Raw genomic sequence first — 14511 nt, 5'->3', positions numbered from 1 at the left:
CGTTATGAGTACTTATTCCATATTAGGTAAACCACGCCATTATGCCTGGGGAGGTGAGTCTTATATCCCCTCACTCGTTGGGGTGGAAAATTCGGACTCCAAACCCTATGCCGAGTGGTGGTTAGGCGCGCACCCTGATGATTCTTCTTTGGTTGAGATCAATGGTGAGAAGCTGCCATTACTAGACTGGCTTAGAGCCAATCAGCAGGTACAGGCTCAAGAAGAGCGCCAAGGCGAATTCCCACTTCCATTTTTGATGAAGATTCTCGATGTGAATCACATGCTGGCGATACAGGTCCACCCGACTAAAGCTCAGGCTGAAGAAGGATTCGAACGGCAGGACCAACTTGGTATTGAACGAACAGCACCAGAGAGAACTTACCGTGATCGCAATGATAAGCCAGAGATGATGGTTGCTCTGACGCCCTGTTGGTTAGCACATGGCTTTATGGCATCAGAGGCAATAATCAGGCGTTTCTCTGCGTATTCCTCGTTTGGCTACCTGTGTGATCAACTTCGCTTGTTTGGCGTTCAGGCTGCTTTTGAATTGTTGATGCGGATGCCACAGGCAGATATCAATGTTTTACTCGCTGAAATTATAGATACGAACAAAGAGCTCTATACTCGTGGTCACATCAGTAAACTGCAGCCAGAATTTTGGGCTTGCAGGGCAGTTCTGGAGCATAGTAGCGGTTTCGATCGTGGTTTGGTTGCTATGTTTATGATGAATATTGTTAAGGTGCCTGTAGGGCAAGGGATCTACCAAAGTGCTGGGATCCCACATGCCTATCTTGCTGGCCAGAATATCGAGATCATGTCGAACTCTGACAATGTAGTACGCATTGGGCCTACCAAACTGCACGTCGATCTTGATGAAGTACATCACCTGATTGATTACCGTGAAGTTAAACCGCAACTATTAGTACCTACTTCGTTAAAAGGCAAAGCGAATATTAGTTGTTATAAACATAATGGCACAGAAGCATTTATTTTAAGTCAACTTAATCTCGATAGTGAAAATAACGAGATTGAATACCATTCAGATTATTTAACAATGGTCTTTGTTGCGGAAAAGCAGTTATCTGTTTGGTCTTCTGGAAATTTAAAGAAATACTGTCAGGGTGAGACATTTATCATACCTGCCAATACAAAAGTTTTATTAAGCTCTACCAATTGTGTGGGGTATATTGCAAGTTATGGAGCAAAAAATGCTATCAATAAATACTGAATATCTTAACCAGGCAGTAAAAGGCCATGAATACATTCAATTAGCTCCTTATGCGAAGTTGGCCCACCAACAGCTGGTGACAGGTGAAGGTGTCGGGAGCGATTTTCACGGCTGGATCCGCCTACCAGAAACTATTGATTCAGAAGAAGTTGCTGACATCAAGCAACGAGCTGAAAACATTCAGCAACAGTTTGACGCATTTGTTTGTATTGGGATCGGTGGCTCATACTTGGGTCATAAAGCGATTATGGAAGCGCTTCAACCTGCGGTTGATAAACAACATAAAACAGAAATTCTATTTACTGCACATAACTTGAGCTCGCGTTACCTAGATGAGGTAATGCAGTATTTAGCAGATAAGAACTATTGCATTAACGTTATTGCGAAAGAAGGTATTGCACTTGAAACCGCAGTGACATTTAGAATCTTGCGTGCAGAACTTGAGCGCCGATTTGGCAAAGAGGGGGCAAAGGAACGTATCATCGTCACAACGGATAAATTCCGTGGCCCATTGAAGGATATCGTTGCCGAGCAAGGCTATCCAATGTATCACCTACCTAACGAAGTCGGTGGGCGTTTCTCTGTATTTACGCCAGTTGGTTTGTTGCCTTTAGCTGTTGCTGGTATCGACATTGATGCTCTACTTACCGGCGCAAAACAGATGATGACGGTTTGTGAGTCTGACGAGGTAGAAGCCAACCCTGCACTTAAATATGCCATTATCCGAAATATCATGACCCATAAAGGCAAAGAGATTGAGCTTTTTGTTAATTATGAACCTTATATGATGTATTTCTCTGAATGGCTTAAGCAGCTCTTTGGCGAAAGTGACGGAAAAGATGGCAAAGGCCTGTTTCCTGCTAGCGCGCTTTACTCTACCGACCTACACTCGTTGGGCCAATGGGTACAGGAAGGGCGACGCAATCTTTTCGAGACAGTCCTTCATGTGATTGATAAACCAGTTGATGTGCCTGTGCCTACACTGGAAGAAGACTTGGATAACTTGGGTTTCCTTGCGGGTTCATCTTTGAATCATATTCAAGCTTCTATCAAACAAGCAAGTATGGTTGCTCATTCCGAAGGTGGTGTTCCTAACCTAGAGATCTCTATTGATAAACTCGATGAGTATCACTTAGGTGGCATGATGTATTTCTTCATGATGAGTGTAGCTATTGGTGGCTACATGGCTGGTGTTAATCCATTTGATCAAAATGGTGTCGATCAGTACAAAGCTGAAATGATGAAAATATTGAAGAGTTAATTATTTCATATTTGAAATTAGTGAGAAAAGAGCCGGCTAAATGCCGGCTCTTTTTTTTAAATTGTCTCTTGTAAGGAAACAGAACCCCAAATATGGGTGAAAAGCAAAGTAATAAACTGCCCGCCCCTTGAAGTGAGTATTATTTAAAAGTGTAAAGTTAATACTAAATGCGATTTTAAAATGGTTCGATCACAGAACATAAATTGCTCAATTCCACATAAATACCAAATAAGGTATATTTTAAATATGGAATTAAAGAGTGGATTACATATTTGGAATCAGTGAATATTCCGTCCAATAACGCTTATTAACTGCTTTGATAAAAATATAAAGGAACCCCTATGCGTGTGTTGTACCTTGATCTTGATACCCTACGTCCTGACCATTTAGGTTGTTATGGATACCAACGTAATACTTCCCCTAATATCGATAAAATTGCTGCACAAGGGGTTAGGTTTAATAACTATTACGCATCCGATGCACCGTGTGCTCCATCACGTACGGCGATGATGACAGGTATGCAGGGGATCCATAACGGTGCCGTCAGCCATGGCGGTACGGCCGGTGATATTAGGGGGCAGGGTGCAAGCCGCAAATTTAAGAGTTATGTAGAGCATAATGCATTGCCAACCTTGTTCAGACAGAACAATATGCGAACGGTGTTGGTCAGTCCATTTCCTGAGCGCCATTCGTTATTTCATTATTATGCCGGTTTTACTGAAATGTATAACACCGGTGGGTCTGGTCATGAATCCGCAGAAGAAGTGACGCCTACCGTGCTTGATTGGATTGAGCGAAATGGTGATGAGGATGATTGGTATCTGCATGTTAACTATTGGGATGCACATACGCCGTATCGCGCGCCAGAAGAGTTTGGTAATCCGTTCAGTGATGATCCTCTGCCTGAATGGATGACAGAAGAAAAGATGGCTGAATATTGGAAAAAAGCGGGGCCGCATTCAGCTCAAGACTTTAATATGTGGGATAACAATACCTATGAGCAATATCCCCGCCAGCCTGGTGAGATTGAAGGAATGGCAGGATTCCGCCGAATGATTGATGGCTATGATTGCGGTATTCGGTATATGGATCAACACCTAGGCAAGATCTTTGCGGCTCTTGAGGCAAAGGGGGTAATGGATGATCTCATTATCGTGATTAGCTCTGACCACGGTGAAAATCTTGGCGAACTTGGATTATTCGGCGAGCATGCCACCGCTGATAATATCACCTGCCGTGTGCCATTTATTGTCCGCTGGCCTGGCATGCAATCAGGTATTGAAAATAATGCACTGCATTACAATATCGACTGGGCTCCAACTTTAGCAGAAATGATGGGGAAATCTCCTTTACCGCTGTGGACAGGTAAGAGCTTTGCTTCTGCAGTTACTCAAGGAAAAGAAGAGGGGCACGAATCATTGGTGTTAAGCCAGTGTGCTCATGTCTGTCAGCGCAGTGTAAGGCATGGTGACTATATATATATCCGCACCTACCATGATGGTCTTCACTTATTCCCGCAGGAAATGCTATTCAACATTAAAAATGACCCTCATCAGCAATACAATTTAGCAGATGAATTACCTGAAATTGTCAAAGATATGGCATACCGGTATTTGCAGTGGTATGACCATATGATGACAACTCAACCGTTTGGTAATACCGAAGATCCCATGCGTGTAGTCATGCAAGAGGGGGGGCCGCACCATGCTAAATGTGAAGATATCCAAGCATACTTTAAAAGGCTGGAAGAGACTGGGCGTGAAGATCAAATAGAAAAAATAAAACAAAAGCACCCGAAAATTATAAAAAAATAGTTCTGCTCTCTGAATAAAAATATATGGGTTGAGTAAAACTCAGCCCAGCAATAAATAAAATCCAATAATGTGAATCTCGGAGTCTAATATGACCGTAGCAAAAGCAGCGGCAGATCCCGCCGTAATAGAAAAACCCAAAAGCAAGTTTTTGGCAACGTTATCGAAAAAAGAACTCTTTGCGTATGGTATGGGAGGAGTTGGTTCAAATTTAATGTTCCATTTTATTGGTACATTCTTGATGTTCTTCCTGACTGATATGTATGGCATAGATCCATTGACAGTTGGTAAGATTTTTCTGGTAACGCGTCTTATCGATGCGGTAACAGATCCACTATTTGGCATGATTTCTGACGCCACCCGAACCAAAATGGGTCGATATCGTCCTTATTTAATTTTTGGTGCTCCCGTTCTTGGCTTGACTATTGCTGCTTTATTCTGGGCTCCAGAATTATCAGTAACATCCAAAGTGGTATTCGCTTATGTGGCCTATATTACCTACTCGTTGGCGCAAACTGTAATTAACGTTCCATACCATGCGCTGACACCGGTAATGACCACGAACTACCACGAAAGGACAACGGTTGTTGCCATGAAACAAGGGCTGGGGATCTTGGCGACTTTCGTGGCTACAGCATTGCCGTTGATCATGGTTGACTGGTTTGGCGGTGGCCTTGAAGGCTGGCGCGTAACTGGGGTTATTTTCGGTGCGCTGGTAACGGTAAACTTCTGGATTTGCGCCTATGGAGCCAAAAAGCGTGATACGCTGGAAAGTGCGCAGCAGGTAACGACTCAGAAAGTAACTCCTAAACAGGTCTACAAAACCGTTAAGGCTAACAAGCCTTTGATTGCCCTGGTAACCGCCCATGCGACCAATATCTTTGGTTTTGCTATGGAAACTTCCATAGCCATTTATTTCTTCAAATATTACATGATGAATGAAGCCTTGTTTCCCATGCTTAAAGGGGTTGGCAGCTTCATCCCGTTTATCATGGTCGCCTCATTGCCGTTGCTAGGACGTCTGTTTTCTAAAAAAGGGATGTTTCTCGGTGGGAGCTGGGCGGGCTTGCTTATCTGCGTATTTTGCTACTTCACCGCTGACTTTCTGCCGGTATGGTTGATGTTCAGCTTACTGGTTGCATCAATGGCGTGTAATGTCTTTGCCGGGAACTTGACGTGGGTACTTATTCCAGACTGTGTGGAATACGGTGAGTATAAAACAGGTAATAACGCCAATGCTCTGACCACAGCAATAATGACATTTGTCGCTAAGTGCAGCAGTGCGATGGCTGGCCTATTGACCGGTTATGCATTGGCATCGGTTAACTACACGCCAAACGAAGTCCAGCCTGATGACGTGCTGAACACCATATTAGTTTTAAAATTCCTCACAGTAGCGTTCGCCCATGCTTGCTCGATTATTGCGATGCGCTGGTATTACATCACCCCCGAGTTGTTCGAAAAGATTACGGCTGAGCTAAAACTTCGTCGTACCGCCAAAAACGAAGCTTAAATCGCAATCTTAATGGCGCAATGAGTCCACCATATTGCGCCATGATGCTACAAGGATAATTATGATGACACTGGACTATAAAAAACCTGATTTGCCGATTGCGGCTCGTGTTGAAGATTTGCTCAATCGTATGACGGTTTCTGAAAAGGTCGGCCAACTCTGTCAAACACCGATGCGCAATTATGAACAGCGCCGTGAAGAACATTTGGATGCGGTAAGGCAAGGTCGCTTCGGTTCGAGAATTTTGGCTGATACCGCTTGGGCAGGTAATGCCCCAGCTGAAGTGGTGGACCCTGTTCAGCTTAATGAGATACAGCGAGCTGCGGTTGAAGAAAGTCGACTGGGGATCCCTTTGATCATCGCACGAGATGTTATCTACGGCCAGCAAACCGTTTTGCCAATACCTTTGGCACAGGCTGCATCATGGAACCCTGGGTTGGTGGAAGAAGCATACCGTTGTGTAGCGACAGAAGCGGCATCACTTGGCATACACTGGACCTTTGCACCGATGCTGGACATTGTCCGAGACCCTCGCTGGGGAAGGGTGATAGAGAGCAGTGGTGAAGATCCGTATTTGAGTGCTCAGTTTGCAGGAGCTGTCGTGCGCGGTTTTCAGGGCAAAGAGGCTTCAGAGCCAGATTCATTGCTGGCTTGCGCAAAGCATTTCGTGGGATACGGTGCTGCGGAGGGTGGGCGTGATTACGATACGACTGAAATCACCGATAATACACTTCACAATGTGTATTTGCTGCCGTTCAAAGCTGCGCTCGAAAGTGGCGTTGCCACCTTGATGTCAGGGTTCAATGATCTTGGTGGTACACCGGTAACGGGAAGCCAGAAACTGCTACAGGGTTGGCTGAAAACGGATCAGCAATTTGATGGCATGGTGGTAAGTGATTGGGGCTCTATCTCTGATTTGGATTACTTTGGAGTGGCTGAAGATCTTGCTGATGCAGCAGCCCAAGGGCTCAATGCTGGTGTCGATATGGCCATGACGTTTGAAGTCTATGATGAAAATTTGGCCCGGTTGCTCGATGCTGGTCGTATTGATGAGGCCAGGCTTGATGATGCCGTCAGCCGGGTTCTTACGGCTAAATTCAGGGCGGGCCTGTTTGAAAGACCTTATGTTGATGAACAGTGGCACAAAACAACACTGCGCGCTGAGGAGCATGTCGATAAAGCGCTGGAACTGGCCGAGCAATGTGTTGTGATGCTTAAAAACCGTGAGCAGGTTCTGCCATTGCCCAAGAAAGGGGTGAAGCTCGCGGTACTTGGGCCACATGCACATTCAAAGAGACAGCATTTAGGCTCTTGGTGTCTAGACGGTAAAGCCGAAGATGTGACTTCTATCTTTGAGGGGGTTGTGACTGCTGCACCGGAAATCGAGGTGATCACGGAATCCGCGGTATTTAGCGATGAAATGGTTGAGCAGGCGCATCGTGCCGACATTGTGGTTCTTTGTGTCGGTGAAAGCCACCGCCGCACGGGAGAGGCACGAAATGTCGCAGAGCTGGCCCTGCCTGCTGGTCAGGAAGAGCTAATCACTGCGATTGGACAAACAGGTAAGCCGCTGATTGTGGTTCAATGTACCGGACGGCCTTTGCCTTCGCCTGCGACAGAGCAATATGCTGATGCACTCTTGTATGCATGGCAGTCAGGGACAGAAACGGGTAAGGCGGTAGCACGTATTTTATTTGGTGACACTGCGCCAAGCGGTAAGTTGCCAATGTCAGTTCCCCGTTCAACTGGGCAAGTACCTATCTATTATGCTCGAAAACCTATTGGGAAGATGCGTGCGTTCCAGGAATATATGCCCTACAAAGATCAGTGCGACACGCCCCTCTATCCATTCGGCTTTGGTTTGACATACACCCGTTTTGCTTATTCTGATGTTAGCGTGCTAAGCCCCGTGATGACAGAACAAGACAATCAAACGGTTTCCGTGACTGTGACGAACACCGGGGCGGTTAAAGCAACAGAAATTGTTCAGTGCTATATTCGCCAGAATATTGCTCGGACAACACGCCCAGCCAGAGAGCTGAAAGATTTCAGGCGTATTGAGCTCGAACCCGGGCAATCAGGAGAAGTGAGATTCCACTTGCCTGCTGAGAAACTGGGCTATTTTTCCAATGAGGGCGACTTAATCTTATCCTCTTCTCGTATTGATGTGTTCGTGGGGGGGAGTTCGGAGACACAGAATCGTGGTTATTTTGATTTAATTGTGAAGTAATACTTTATGCCATCTATCAATTGCCATAGCCACCTATATGGCAATTGATAACTTTATCTAAATCAATCAATTGTTGTTGATAAATACATCGAATAGGTCACATCTAAAAAGTATATTTAAAATTGAATTTTTGATATATTCCAAATATGAAATTTAATGAATCTGATAATTATTCCGCACCTGCTTGTGCTCGGGGATTTTGGGTACTTCAGTGCCTAAACACGGCGAAGAAACCGTTGACGTTGGATCAGCTGTTTCAAATATCTGGTGTTCCCAAAGCGACGCTTTCGAGGATTCTCGAGACTTTGTTGCAGATGGAAGTTCTTTATCGAAATAAAGATAAAACCTATGAACCGTTACGGCAGTTAACCGCCATTCACGAAGAAGATATTGTCAGCTTCGAAAATACCTTGAAGGTTGAAATGACCTCTTTGAGTAAGAAGTGCGGCTATACGGTAGAGTGGTATGAGTTTTCGAAGAATGGCATGGTGTTGCAGCAAAGCGTTAGTCCTATACAGGAGCGCAGGGTGTGGGCTAAAGAAGGCTATGTACGTAACTGGTTAGGGGAGGTTGATGCTGTATATATCGTGGGGAAAACCTTTTCACCAACGGTAGTCGCCGAAAATGAAACCCCCTGGCGTTACGGCGCAAAAGGTGTCCGCAATATAATCAGCCGTGAAGAAGAATTAAGCCAAATAGCGCTGGCAAAGGAAAGCGGTTGTCACGTTGATTTGATGTTTAACGAGAATGGTGTCAGACGAAGTGCGGTTGCACTTTCATATCATGATCGGGTTCGAGGGGTTCTTGCGATTGCTGAATGTTGGACACCTTCAATTAATACTGAAGAAAGCGATGCGGTAAATCACCTGCAAGCCATAAGAAAAAGATTTTTATAACAAGTAACCCTCATAGCAATTAATCATGTTCGATGGCAATTAACTGCTGCGAGGTGTGCATGATAGGTTCAACAGTTGAAGGCGGGTAACCAAAGCGCTTTTTGAATACATTGCTGAAATGAAAAGCGTCGGAAAAGCCAAGTTCATAAGCAATTTGCGATACAGATTTGTTGCCTCTTTTCAGTACACCCAATGCGATATCGAGTTTAAGTTGAAGGTAATACTCTTTGGGTGATCTTCTTGTATGATTTAGAAAGAGTTTTCTTAAATGCTGTTCACTACAGCCTATAAAAGCAGCCATAGATTTAACTTGCCAGTTTTCGGAAAGTCGATGGTGCATTTCTTCTATTACTAGCATTACGCTATTGTATGATTTAGATCGTTGCTCGCTGTGAATAGTCAGAAGCCATTCGTAAAATATCTTGTTAAATAAGGCGGCCGCATAGTGCTTGAATGTATCTTTTTGCTTTTTAAGTGAATCTTTGAGTTCTTCGAATTGAATTTCGAAATGCCTATGATTATCGATCTGGATCACTTTTTGTTTAGGGATATCCATTGAAGTCGTGCGCTCGATAAAAATCTCTATCCAATATAGCTTCCAAATAAGCCCATCACACCAGTAGCAATTAATGGTTTTAGGATCGAGGAATATTAAGCAGTTACCACGGATCTGTATTCTTTTTCCGCTTTTTAACTCTATGATCCCATTGCCTTTTTCAGTATAAACTATAACTAGAGTGTCATCAGATATAGGCAGCCGCCTGTCGCGTGGCCATACATTTATGTAGTTCTCATCTCCATTCACATCCCAAAAAGATCGAATGCCAACGCTGCGAAAGCTCACATTTTTCGTAATAACCAAAGGTTGATTCTTCATAGTTTCGTTTTTCACATGGATTGGTTCGATAACTACATCTAATAATGTGTGAAATTAAATTATATTCCTAGTTGATATTTAGAAGTAAAGAATATTTGTGATGGCGGTCAATAATATTGGGCGCATGTTAACAAAGCGGAATTTTACATAAAGATAGAATTTTTAAAGCGTATAAAAATAATAAACGCTACCTACATGGAGAGTTTTCACATGATAGCAATGAGCTCGTTCATATTATTTACCTTGTTGGTTGCTTGGATATCATACAAAGCAACAAAACAAGAAAACCTCAAACAATCAACTGGTTATTTTTTAGCGGGGCGGAGTTTGCCTTGGTTTGTAGTTGCAGGGTCACTCTTTTTAACCAACATATCAGCTGAACAGCTAACAGGGCTTAATGGTAATGCATTTGCGAGTGGTGCCAGCGTGATGGCATGGGAAACCGTGGCTGCCGTAACCATGATCATTCTGGCTGTCGTATTCTTACCAAGGTTTTTAAAAGGAGGGGTTGCTACTGTTCCTCAGTTTTTGGAAGCGCGCTACGGTAAGCGGATGCGCTCAGTGGCATCTTTTATCTTCATTTACGCCATCGTTATTGGGTTCTTGCCTTTCGTGCTGTACGCAGGCGCCATCACTTTAGGGAAACTGTTCGGTGTGGCAGAAATTCTCGGTGTTAGTGAAACGGCTGCTACCTGGTTCATGGTTATCGGGCTTGGCATTGTCGGCGGTATCTATGCGGTATTTGGCGGTCTCAAGGCGGTGGCTGTATCCGATACTGTCAATGGGGTTGGCTTGCTTTTCGGCGGATTTCTCGTACCTGTTCTGGCGCTTTATCAGCTGGGCGATAGTAGCGTTGCCGAAGGGTTCAATGTCCTCATAACGGAAGCCCCAGAAAGAATGGCTGCGGCTGGTGTGGGGGAGGGTGCGGCCGTTCCTTGGCATACTTTATTCTCAGGTATTCTGTTAATTAACTTGTTCTATTGGTGTACAAATCAGGCAATAGTACAGCGCTCATTGGGGGCAAAAAACTTAGCTGAAGGTCAAAAAGGTGTACTGGCTGCAGCGGCAATGAAGGTTGTGGGGGTAGCCATGTTGGTTTTACCTGGGATCATTGCATGGCATATGCACCAAAAAGGGATGATCACCGTACCTACCCGAGGTTTTACCGAAGCCGGTGAAGCAATTCTGGCGAAGGATATGGCATACCCAACTTTAGTTCGTGAGGTTATGCCGTCATGGTTGACCGGGTTCTTTGGTGCAGTGTTGTTCGGTGCCGTTATGAGCTCTTTCAATAGTGGTGTAAACAGTCTTTCGACGCTTGTTAGTTTGGATATATACAAACAGATCATCAACCCTAAAGCAGATGATTTAAAAGTCGTGAGAATGGGAAAAGTCTTTGGTGCCGTTACTATTGCCATCTGCGTTTGCATCGCGCCATTTATTGCGCAGGCTGATGGGCTTTATACCTTGATGAGAACGATCATGGCGGTGATCAATGTACCGATATTAACCGTGATTTTGGTCGGCATCGTTTCTAAACGTACCCCGGCACTTGCGGCCTATATCGCTTTACCTGTTGGGATGATGTCCTTCTATACCGCCCACTTTGTACTTAAAGGTGATTTAGGCTTTGTACAAGTTCATTGGCTACATCTCGTTGGGCTGAATTTCCTATGGATGGTCGGCATTATGATGGTCGTGCGTTACCTCAAACCTATGTCCCAGCCTTATGAGCAAGTGTATACCAATCAAGTTGAGGTCAAGCCCTGGAAATATGCTGCTCATGCTAGTTGGGCAATCGTTGGCTTGCTGGCTTTGCTTTACACCGTATTTTCTGAAATTGGCATACTTGGAGAGCAGGGAAGTGCCGGTAAAGTCATTGCTGCGCTATCGCTGGTGGCAGTGCTGTGCTTCGCTCTTCATCGTTTCCTAACCCACCACACATCGAAGAAATCCACCGCGGTCGGCGTGGCCAGAGAGGTATAGCCTCAGTGTAATTAAGGCAAGGAGTTTTCCTTGCCTAACTTTTAATGCAATTGCCTGTAATGTGAGAGAAAAAGATGTCGTTATTTAAGGATACTAGCCTCAATCACAAATTCCTTAATCCGAAGTTACGCCAAGGAAGTTATTGTGTCGATTCAACGGGCAGAAAGCCCAATATCGTTTTCATTACTGTCGATATGATATCGCCAGATTGTTATTTTGATACAAGACCGCTTTCAAAAGTGATTAATACGCCAAACATTGACTTGATTGCGGCTGAGGGCACACGGTTCAACCGGACCTATACCACGAGCCCTCTATGTGGACCTGCCAGGGCCGCGATGTTTACCGGGATGCACCCTCCTTATTTGACCAATGGCGAGCGCGCCCCTTGTGGCTCACAGGTAGATTTGGGCGTCGATGATGTTATTTTCCAGGATTACCTAAAATCTGAAGGGTATGTACTCAAACATGCTGGGAAATGCCATGTCGGGGTCGATAAATTCATTCGTACATTCGGAGAGAACTTACATGCTTGGGATCGGTGGGGCCCACCGGTTGCCGATGATGATCGTTACCTGGATTACCTCGATGCATTAAACGTGGAACCTCCGCGTTACCGTAGGGAGTTACGGGGACTAAGGGCAGATAAACAGACGCCAGCCAATTCTTTTGGTGGTTGGATAGAGCAAGCCGATGGTGCAGATTTCCCTAAAGAGGCCCATTATTCGACGTTTTTGGCTGATCTGACCATCCGTCAGATAAAAGCCGCGAAGAGGCAGGAGCCAGATAGTCCTTTCTTCGCGCAGCTGGATTTCTTCGACCCACATCAGCCTTACTCCATTCCTAGTGGGTTCGAGTCTCGCTATGCTGAGATTAAACGGTCAGTTCGTTTGCCAGCGAGTTATGCCGAACTGCAGGAGAATGACATTCTGCCGGATAACCCAATTTATGCTTTATACCGAAAGTACTGGGGGATGTACGATGAAGAGACCGTCATCGACTATATAGCCGGGCACCTGCTACAGGTCGAAGTTATTGATTATGCGGTCGGTCGCCTAGTTGATTATTTGAAGTCTGAGGGTTTGTGGGATGACTGTGTCGTTGTTTTCTCAGCAGACCATGGTGATATGAATGGTCGGCTGGGAATGGCCGACAAAGGTGTCTATTTTCAGCCTGATATATTTTCGATTCCACTTTATATCAAACCACCAAAGGCAAACTTACCGGTACTTGAGAATGTAGAAACGGTGTGTTCGGCATTGGATATTGGCCCGACACTGCTGGCATTTGCAGGTATTGAAAAACCAAGTCATATGGAAGGAAGTGATTTGTCGAAAGTGGCAAGAGGTGAAGAAAGGGATCCTTTGGTACAAGTCTTCCAGACTGGCATGCATGTTGGGATGAACTTAGGGGCAGCTATCCGACTCGAGCTATCTGGGAAGGAATGGTTCTACGGCTATAATGCCTCAACCGGATATCAAGAATTGTATGATGTTGACGCTGATATACAGGTTAATCAGTTCTATGAAGAACAAGGGGAGACCTTGCGGTCAGAGCTTGTCGAACAAATGGCGAAGGTATTGAGTTCGGATGTTCGCTGGCGAGGTTACTGGGCGTCATATCGGTTGCACAATATGGAATACTTACCTGACGATACCGGTGCTGATATGCAAATGCTAAAGCCTGTTTAGGGTTTCGGCTGGTTACGCTTAAATGCTCTCGTATTCTTTTATCACCATAATTATGACAGACTGGTAATTAGTTATAATCAAGGATTGTTAAGTAGGAATACAATGAAACGTGTACTAGTAACTGGCGCCACCAGTGGTATAGGGTACGAGTTGGCCAAGACGCTGTGCGAGAAAGGGCACAGTGTCGTTGCGACTGGTCGTAACTTGGCAAAATTGGAAGAACTCAGTGCGCTAACTGGATGTCAGGTGGTGCAAGCCGATCTGAGTGATCCGCAGCAAGCTCTTGAGCTGGTGGGCAAAGCTGTCGAGCAGTTAGGTGGTTTGGATGTGTTGGTCAACAACGCCGGGATGAACTCCCGTAAATGTGGTATTGATGAATTCACAGTAGAAGAGTTTGATTACCAGTATGCGGTGAACCTGCGTGCTCCTGCTGTGTTAAGTCGCGAAGCACTGAAACTGATGAAGCCTGCCAAGGCTGGCCAAATCATCAATGTCCTCAGCACGGTTGCCAAGCGATCCAATGAAACCATGAGCGTGTACACGGCCATGAAGCAGGGTCTGGCGGGGTTCAGTGCTATTTTGATGAAAGAGGCGCAGCCACATGGTATCAAGGTTACCTCCTTATTCCCTGGCGGTGCTGATACCAATTTTAGAGACGTTGACCGCCCGCAGTACATGCACCCAAAAAGTGTTGCCGACACGATTGCTGTGTTGCTTGAACTACCTCAAGACGTCGTCATGCATGAAATGGTGTTTAGGCCGCCGGTTGAGCTTGAGTGATAGCCAGGCCTAACTTATTTTTTCAAGACCAGATTCTAATATCAGTCTTCAAGCTCAGATCGCCTTCTGAGCTTGATTCCTACTGGCTTCAGTCGCTTATCAGTGCGCTTTTCCATTCGCCTCTTCATTCCAACACTCCTTCCTTGTTGTCCCATCATTTGATCAATTTTAAAAAATTTAAAGCGCTTTAAATCGTTGTACGTTTCGATATATATGTCACACATGTTGCATTACATGG

At 45.0% G+C, this 14511-nt stretch carries 10 protein-coding genes; 9 read left to right on the top strand and 1 reads right to left on the bottom strand.

Translation table 11 applies throughout. The features are described from left to right. Window positions 1-4: 4 nt before the first annotated feature. From manA to ACXAD4_RS11680, 6 genes are all read left to right on the top strand, one after another. Window positions 5-1228 (top strand): mannose-6-phosphate isomerase, class I, encoded by a 1224-nt coding sequence (gene manA, locus ACXAD4_RS11705; RefSeq protein WP_475241527.1) that lies wholly within the window; start codon window positions 5-7, stop codon window positions 1226-1228. Continuing rightward, window positions 1209-2489, top strand: a complete 1281-nt coding sequence (locus tag ACXAD4_RS11700) for a glucose-6-phosphate isomerase (protein ID WP_475241526.1) — start codon at window positions 1209-1211, stop codon at window positions 2487-2489. Before manA ends, ACXAD4_RS11700 begins: the two co-directional genes overlap by 20 nt. Window positions 2490-2830: 341 nt before the next feature. After that, window positions 2831-4303 carry a sulfatase family protein gene (locus tag ACXAD4_RS11695; protein WP_475241524.1) on the top strand — a complete coding sequence of 491 codons (1473 nt, stop codon included), beginning with the start codon at window positions 2831-2833 and terminating at the stop codon, window positions 4301-4303. Window positions 4304-4391: 88 nt separating this feature from the next. Further along, window positions 4392-5813: an MFS transporter gene (locus tag ACXAD4_RS11690; protein ID WP_475241522.1), complete on the top strand. Its 1422-nt coding sequence runs from the start codon at window positions 4392-4394 to the stop codon at window positions 5811-5813. A 61-nt stretch (window positions 5814-5874) separates the two neighbouring features. Further along, window positions 5875-8043 carry a glycoside hydrolase family 3 N-terminal domain-containing protein gene (locus ACXAD4_RS11685; protein ID WP_475241520.1) on the top strand — a complete coding sequence of 723 codons (2169 nt, stop codon included), beginning with the start codon at window positions 5875-5877 and terminating at the stop codon, window positions 8041-8043. A 146-nt stretch (window positions 8044-8189) separates the two neighbouring features. Then, on the top strand, window positions 8190-8939 hold the full coding sequence (locus ACXAD4_RS11680; RefSeq protein WP_475241518.1) for a helix-turn-helix domain-containing protein: 750 nt from the start codon (window positions 8190-8192) through the stop codon (window positions 8937-8939). A gap of 19 nt (window positions 8940-8958) precedes the next feature. Here ACXAD4_RS11680 and ACXAD4_RS11675 read toward each other — a convergent pair whose 3' ends face one another. Beyond that, a complete protein-coding gene (locus ACXAD4_RS11675) occupies window positions 8959-9816 on the bottom strand; it encodes a helix-turn-helix transcriptional regulator (protein WP_475241517.1) in 858 nt (285 codons plus the stop codon). A gap of 210 nt (window positions 9817-10026) precedes the next feature. Here ACXAD4_RS11675 and ACXAD4_RS11670 point away from each other — a divergent pair, with 210 nt between their 5' ends. The 3 genes from ACXAD4_RS11670 to ACXAD4_RS11660 all read left to right on the top strand — a co-directional run bounded on the left by ACXAD4_RS11670 (window position 10027) and on the right by ACXAD4_RS11660 (window position 14273). Further along, window positions 10027-11802 carry a solute:sodium symporter family transporter gene (locus ACXAD4_RS11670; protein WP_475241516.1) on the top strand — a complete coding sequence of 592 codons (1776 nt, stop codon included), beginning with the start codon at window positions 10027-10029 and terminating at the stop codon, window positions 11800-11802. Between the two features lie 74 nt (window positions 11803-11876). Continuing rightward, window positions 11877-13493 (top strand): sulfatase-like hydrolase/transferase, encoded by a 1617-nt coding sequence (locus tag ACXAD4_RS11665; protein ID WP_475241514.1) that lies wholly within the window; start codon window positions 11877-11879, stop codon window positions 13491-13493. A 102-nt stretch (window positions 13494-13595) separates the two neighbouring features. Continuing rightward, the gene (locus tag ACXAD4_RS11660; RefSeq protein ID WP_475241512.1) at window positions 13596-14273 is read left to right on the top strand and encodes an SDR family oxidoreductase; all 678 of its coding nucleotides are present in this window, start codon (window positions 13596-13598) and stop codon (window positions 14271-14273) included. The last annotated feature ends 238 nt before the right edge of the window (window positions 14274-14511 follow it).

The sequence above is a fragment of the Photobacterium sp. AWH4_225 genome, from assembly GCF_056158405.1.
This window is presented reverse-complemented; position numbering and strand designations above follow the sequence as displayed.